Genomic DNA, 635 nt, shown 5'->3' on the forward strand with positions numbered 1-635 from the left:
GCTTGAGTTCGGGCCGGTCCAGCCCTACGGCCCGATCGGGGCTCAGGCCAAGCCCTTTTCTCAAGATGACCATGGCGGCATTAACGTCCCTGTCGCAGGTCCAGCCGCATTCGCACTTGATGACTCTGTCGGCAAGAGATAGCTTGCGTCTCTTCCCGCAGGCGTAGCACTCCTGGCTGGTAGGTTCAAACCTGTCCACGGAAATAGGCGCCGCGAGGCTGTTTCTCAACCTCGCCTTCAGTCCGCCTATTCCCGAGGCGTGAACCTGCCGGCCGAAGCGCGCCGCCCACCCCTTCACGAGATCTTCCTGGAACACCACCTTCTCGTAGAGTTTGAGAAAGGCCAGGATCTTGTTCTGGACGTCTTTTCGCCTGCTCTTTATCTTTTCGTATTCCCTCCTCAGAAGGTGCCGGATTTTTCTTCTGTTCTTCGAACCTTTTTCCGACTTCGCAAGTTTCTTCTGGAGCCGCTTGAGCCTGGGAGTCTCATCCAGTTCGAAATCTATCTTGATCCCGTTGGACAGGGTTAGTTTCGAATCAACCCCGAAGTCTATCCCCACTTCTCCACCAATCGATTTGCGATGGGAATTCTCTTTGGAAAGGTAACAGGTCACGTGAAGGTAGTACCCGCTGGGT

The 635-nt window shown here is 55.0% G+C and carries 1 protein-coding gene; it reads right to left on the bottom strand.

The features are described 5' to 3' along the window. Positions 1-613, bottom strand: a 613-nt coding sequence (locus SA87_RS10900) for an RNA-guided endonuclease InsQ/TnpB family protein (protein ID WP_211264232.1), incomplete at its 3' end; no start/stop codon positions are given. Positions 614-635 lie beyond the last annotated feature (22 nt).

The organism is Hydrogenibacillus schlegelii, assembly GCF_001653195.1.
In the GTDB taxonomy this organism is placed as follows: Bacteria; Bacillota; Bacilli; order Thermicanales; family DSM-22653; genus Hydrogenibacillus; species Hydrogenibacillus schlegelii.